General features: G+C 69.9%; 5 protein-coding genes. All 5 read right to left on the reverse strand.

The genetic code is table 11. The features are described from left to right. A partial coding sequence (mraY, locus tag ACRDPS_RS18415) for a phospho-N-acetylmuramoyl-pentapeptide-transferase (RefSeq protein ID WP_431503113.1) occupies positions 1–1,054 on the reverse strand: 1,054 nt, incomplete at its 3' end. 185 nt (positions 1,055–1,239) lie between these two features. After that, on the reverse strand, positions 1,240–2,358 hold the full coding sequence (gene mraY / locus ACRDPS_RS18420) for a phospho-N-acetylmuramoyl-pentapeptide-transferase (protein WP_431503114.1): 1,119 nt from the start codon (positions 2,356–2,358) through the stop codon (positions 1,240–1,242). Between the two features lie 130 nt (positions 2,359–2,488). Continuing rightward, positions 2,489–3,958 (reverse strand): UDP-N-acetylmuramoyl-L-alanyl-D-glutamate--2,6-diaminopimelate ligase, encoded by a 1,470-nt coding sequence (locus tag ACRDPS_RS18425; RefSeq protein WP_431503117.1) that lies wholly within the window; start codon positions 3,956–3,958, stop codon positions 2,489–2,491. A 140-nt stretch (positions 3,959–4,098) separates the two neighbouring features. Further along, on the reverse strand, positions 4,099–5,331 hold the full coding sequence (locus ACRDPS_RS18430) for an MFS transporter (protein ID WP_431503115.1): 1,233 nt from the start codon (positions 5,329–5,331) through the stop codon (positions 4,099–4,101). 55 nt (positions 5,332–5,386) lie between these two features. After that, positions 5,387–5,821 carry a MarR family winged helix-turn-helix transcriptional regulator gene (locus tag ACRDPS_RS18435; protein WP_431503116.1) on the reverse strand — a complete coding sequence of 145 codons (435 nt, stop codon included), beginning with the start codon at positions 5,819–5,821 and terminating at the stop codon, positions 5,387–5,389. Positions 5,822–5,912 lie beyond the last annotated feature (91 nt).

Genomic DNA, 5,912 nt, shown 5'->3' on the forward strand with positions numbered 1-5,912 from the left:
CGAGGCCCGCCGCGACGCAGAGCCCGGTGATGATCCAGAACCGGATCACGACGGTGACCTGCTCCCAGCCGAGCATCTCGAAGTGGTGGTGGATCGGCGCCATCCGGAAGAGCCGTTTGCCGGTGCCTGTGCGGGCCTTGGTGACCTTGAACCAGCTGACCTGCAGCATCACCGCCACGGTCTCCATCACGAACAGGCCGCCGACGATGATCAGCAGCAGCTCGGTGCGGGACATGATCGCGAACCCGGCGAGCACGGAGCCCAGCGCGAGCGAGCCGGTGTCGCCCATGAAGATCTTCGCCGGGGACGCGTTCCACCACAGGAACCCGAAGCAGGCACCGGCGATCGCGGCGCCCAGGATCGCCATGTCGAGCGGGTCGCGCACCTCGTAGCAGGTGCCGATCTCGACGCTCGGGCGGCCGCAGCGCTGGTTGTTCTGCCAGATCGAGATGATCGTGTAGGCGGCGAAGACGATGCCGGCCGAGGCGGCCAGCAGCCCGTCGAGGCCGTCGGTGAGGTTGGTGGCGTTGGAGGTGCCGTTGACCATCACCCACACGAGGATCAGGATCACGACCCAGGGCAGGTGCGGACCGAAGTCACGGATGAAGGAGAGCTGGTCGGAGGCCGGTCTGATCCCGGCCTGGTTGGCCAGCCCCGGCAGCAGCGCGATCGCGCCGAAGGCCAACGCGACGATCGTCTGGCCGATCAGCTTCGCCCAGCTGCGCAGCCCGAGGTTGCGCTGCATGAAGACCTTGATGAAGTCATCCACGAACCCGACCACTGCCATGCCGACGAAGAGGAACAGCAGCAGGTAGGCCGTCGCGCTCGGCGCGTCTCCGGTGAGCAGCTTGGCGGCGAAGTAGCCGACGATGACCGAGATCACGATCGCGACGCCGCCCATGGTCGGGGTGCCGCGCTTGGTGTGGTGGGTGGTCGGGCCGTCCTCGCGGATCTCCTGGCCGTAACCCAGCTTCGTGAACTGTACGATCGCAAATCGGGTGCCGAGCAGCGAGAACAGGAGCGCAATCGCTCCGCTCAGCAAGATCGCTCTCATGTCAGCCGGGTGCCTTCCTTGATGTGTCGACTGTGGATGTCGACGTGATCGATCGCCTTCGCCCCCGGGCCGCCGCGCATCCGGTCCGCCCGGCAGCCTCGTGCATTCTTCCCTACGTCATTCGAGCGCTTGCGGCGCCCCGCCGTTTGGCGCTCGCCGGGCCGCTCGGCTTCCCCACAGGGGTATCAGATTCCGGCGACCCACTCCGCGTAGAAGATGCCGAGGCCGGCCGCGACGCACAGGCCGGTGATGATCCAGAACCGGATCGTGACGGTCACCTGCTCCCAGCCGAGCATCTCGAAGTGGTGGTGGATCGGCGTCATCCGGAAGATCCGCTTCGGCGTACCGGTCAGCTTGCGGGTCAGCTTGAACCAGCTCACCTGCATCATCACCGCCACCGTCTCCATCACGTACAGGCCACCGATGATGATCAGCAGCAGCTCGGTGCGGGACGTGATCGCGAACCCGGCGAGCACCGAGCCCAGCGCGAGCGAGCCGGTGTCGCCCATGATGATCTTGGCCGGCGACGCGTTCCACCACAGGAACCCGAAGCAGGCACCGGCGATCGCGGCGGCCAGGATCGCCATGTCGAGCGGGTCGCGGACCTCGTAGCAGGTGCCGCCCTCCAGGCCCGTGCGTCCGCAGCGCTGGTTGCTCTGCCAGATCGAGATGATCGTGTAGGTCGCGAACACGAGCGCCGCGGACCCGGCCACCAGACCGTCCAGCCCGTCGGTGAGGTTGGTGGCGTTGGAGGTGCCGGTCACCATCACCCAGATCACGGTGAGCAGGACGGCACCGCCGGCCCAGTAGAGCGGCCCGCTGCCGCCGAGCAGGTGCGGCCCGAAGTCACGGATGAAGGAGAGCCGGTCGGATGCCGGGGTGACCCCGTCGGCGTCGGCCATCGAGGAGTGCAGCGCGAGGACACCGAAGACGACCGCGACGATCGTCTGTCCGACGATCTTCGCGCGTCCGCGCAGGCCGAGGTTGCGCTGCATGACGACCTTGATGAAGTCGTCGAGGAAGCCGACCACCGCCATGCCGACGAGGAGGAAGAGCAGCAGGTACGCCGTCGCGCTGGGCGTGCCTCCGGTGAGCAGCATGGCCGCGAAGTAGCCGACGACCGTCGACAGGACGATCGCGACGCCGCCCATCGTCGGGGTGCCACGCTTGACGAGGTGGGTCGTCGGGCCGTCCTCCCGGATCGGCTGGCCGTAGCCCAGCCTCGTGAACTGGACGATCGCGAATCGGGTGCCGATCAACGAGAGCAGCAACGCGATGCCGCCGCTCAGCAGGATCGCTCTCATGGCAGCCGGGCGCCCTTCCTGTGACGTACGTCAGTGACCTTGCCCCCGGAGCGCGGTGCTCGCACCGGCCGCGTCATTGTCACCCACGGGGCCGCCGGAGCTGCGCACCCGCGCCGGGGCGGCCCGTCGGTCAGCGCCCCGAGAGGGCCTCGCGGACGACCTCGCGGTCGTCGAACGGGTGCGTGACGCCGTTGATCTCCTGGCCGGTCTCGTGGCCCTTGCCCGCGACGACCACGATGTCGCCGGGCTCGGCCAGACCGATGGCCCGCTCGATCGCGGTGCGCCGGTCGCCGATCTCCTCGACGCTGGCGCGCCCGCCGGTGGTCCCCGCCAGGACCTCTCGCCGGATGCTCGCGGGGTCCTCGGTGCGGGGGTTGTCGTCGGTGACGATCACATGGTCGGCCAGGCGTGCGCTGATCTCCCCCATGATCGGCCGTTTGCCGGTGTCACGGTCTCCCCCGGCGCCGATCACGACGATCAGCCTGGACTCGGTCAGCGGGCGGAGCGTGCCGAGCGCCGCCTCGACGGCGTCCGGCTTGTGCGCGTAGTCGACGACGACGGTGAACGGCTGTCCCTCGTCGACCCGCTCGAGGCGTCCGGGGACACCGGAGCCCTTGGCGAGGGCGGTCGCCACCGCACGTACGACCTCATCGGATGCGTACGCATGGTGGATGCTCGCCAGGGCGGCGAGGGTGTTGCTCACGTTGTAGTCGCCGGCCAGCGGGCTCGCGGCCGCGAGCTCCAGGCCTTCGGGGCCGTGGACGGTGAAGCTCGAGCCGTCGGGGCGCAGCTCGATGTCGGTGGCGCGCCAGTCGGCGGACTGGTCGTGCAGGGCATAGGTGTGGATCGGGATGATCGCCTCGGCTGCCAGGCGCCGCCCGTGCTCGTCGTCGATGTTGACGATGCCCAGCTTTGCCCGCTCGGGAGTGAACAGCGCGGCCTTCGCCTGGAAGTAGTCCTCGACCGTGCTGTGGAAGTCGAGGTGGTCGCGGCCCAGGTTGAGGAAGACCGCGACATCGAAGACGACCCCGTCCACGCGTCCCATCACCAGCGCGTGGGAGGAGACCTCCATCGCGCAGGCCTCGGTCCCCTCCTCCACCATCCGGGCGAAGAGCCCGTGCAGGTCGGGCGCCTCGGGCGTGGTCAGCGGCGTCTTCACGTCGCGGCCGCCGATCCGGGTGCCGACAGTGCCGATGACGCCGGCGGCGTGGCCGGCGTCGAGCAGCGCGCTCTCGGCCAGCCGGGTGGTCGTGGTCTTGCCCTGGGTGCCGGTCACGCCGATCAGGCGCAGCTTGCCCGACGGGTTGCCATAGACGTATGCGGAGAGCGAACCGAGCATCTTGCGCGGCTGCTCCACGAGCAGCACGGGCACCTCGTCGAGGCCCTGGGCGGCGAGCTCCGCGGCACCCGCCGCGTCGGTGAGCACCGCCACCGCACCGGCCTCGACGGCGCCGGTGGCGTAGGTCGCACCGTGCGCACGGCTGCCGGGAAGTGCGGCGTAGAGGTCACCCGGCAGCACCCGCTGGGAGCTCAGCGTGACTCCGGTGACGCTCGCGTCGCCGCGTACGTCCAGGGCGAACTCGCCGGCCAGCTCGGCCAGCGTCACCGGCTCGGTCACTCGCGGGCGGGTCGGGCTCTTGAGGTCCGCCGTCTCGTACGCACTGCTCACCTGCCGAAGGCTATCTGTCCGACCGGACGACGTCCCGCCGGGCCGACCTCGGGCGCGGCGCTCAGGCGCGACTAGGCGGAGACGGGCTGCAGCTCCGTCTCGGCCGCTCCGGTGCTCTCGCCGGACTCGGCGGCCCTGATCAGGTTGTGACCGCTGGCCAGGACCGGGATGGCGATCAGGAACGCCGCGGCGCCTACGTAGAAGGCGACCGACTGGTCGGTGGCCTCGGCGATCCTGCCCGCGGCGAAGGGCGCCAGACCGCCGCCGATGAAGCGTACGAACCCGTAGGCCGAGGCGGCCACCGGCCGCTCCACCGGGGAGACCAGCATGACCGCCTGGGTGGTCAGCGTGTTGTTGAGGCCGACGAAGATGCCGGACAGGACCACGGCACCGATCACCACCGGAGGCGAGGAGACGCCCAGGCCGATGACGGCCAGCAGGATCCCGAGACCGAGCAGGTTGACGTACAGCGTCGGTGCGGTGCTGAAGCGGCGCTGGGCCCGGGGCGCACCCCAGACGGCAAAGATCGCGACCAGGATGCCCCAGGCGAAGAAGACCCAGCCGAGCTGCAGCGGGTCGTGCAGCCCCATCGGGTAGGGCGCGTAGCCGAGCAGGGTGAAGAAGCCCCAGTTGTAGAGCAGCGCCATCATGCCCATCGTCAGCAGCCCGCGGTGGCGCAGCGCGGCGAGCGGCGCGAACAGGGTGACCTTCTTCTCCGGCTTGGGTGTCGGCGGAAGGAAGACCAGCGTCGCGACCAGAGCGATCGCCATCAGCGCGGAGACGCCGTAGAACGGACCGCGCCAGGAGATGCCACCGAGCACGCCACCGAGAAGCGGGCCGACCGCGATCCCGAGGCCCAGCGCGGTCTCGTACAGGATGATCGCCCCCGCGAAGCCGCCGCTGGCCGAGGCGACGATGACGGCGAGGCTGGTGGAGATGAACAACGCGTTGCCCAGGCCCCAGCCGGCCCGGAAGCCGACGATGCCGTCCACTCCCCCGGCCGTCCCGGCCAGCCCGGCGAACACGACGATGAGCACCAGCCCGAGGATCAGCGTCCACTTCGCGCCGATCCGGCTCGAGACCCAGCCGACGCCGATCATCGCCACGGCGGTCACCACGAGATAGCTGGTGAACAGCAGCGACACCTGCGCCGGCGTGGCCTCGAGCTCCTCGGCGAGCACCGGCAGGATCGGGTCCACGAGCCCGATGCCCATGAAGGACACCACGCACGCGAACGCGACCGCCCACACCGCGCGGGGTTGCTTGAACGGACTTGCGGCAGCCGCCCCTGGCTGGGAGCTCATCGCTTCTACCTCTTCTCGATACGAACTTCGTACGCGTCGCCGGCAGGCCGGCGCGTCAGGACTCGAGCACGGCGTCGACGAGCCGGTCGAGGGCCGGGAGGGCGGCCGCGATGGCGGCACGATCCTCGGCGGATACCCGGTCCAGGGCGGCGTCGAGGACCCCGGCGCGCTGGCCCCGCCTGGTCTCGAGGACGCCCCTCCCGGCTTCGGTGACCTCGACGAGCACCGCTCGTCTGTCGGCGTCGTCTGCGACCCGGGCGAGCATCCCCTGCTGGGTGAGCCGGTTGACCAGCTGCGTCATGGCCGGCTGGGAGACGCCGGCGACCCTGGCCAGGTCGGTGACCCGCTGGGGCCCGGTCCGCGCCAGCCCGGCCAGCACAGTGGCCGCGGTCGGCGACACGTCCCCCGCGGTCGAAACCTCCCGCACCAGTCGCACCACCCTCTCGAGGGCGAGCGACAGGTCACGTCCGGAGGCTGATGTCGTACTCACAGATGAAACATAACATACCTATGTTATGCATCGAGCCGAGGGGTAACACGGTGTTCGCTCGGGTAGCAGCGTGCTGCAGCACGCGGTTACC

The sequence above is a fragment of the Nocardioides sp. genome (assembly GCF_050699375.1).
Taxonomy (GTDB): domain Bacteria; phylum Actinomycetota; class Actinomycetes; order Propionibacteriales; family Nocardioidaceae; genus Nocardioides.

What these genes read in the sequence shown, in the direction of transcription:
- ACRDPS_RS18430 (WP_431503115.1), bottom strand. Translation starts at nt 5,331, where the DNA reads ATGAGCTCCCAGCCAGGGGCGGCTGCCGCAAGTCCGTTCAAGCAACCC.
- mraY (WP_431503114.1), bottom strand. Translation starts at nt 2,358, where the DNA reads ATGAGAGCGATCCTGCTGAGCGGCGGCATCGCGTTGCTGCTCTCGTTG.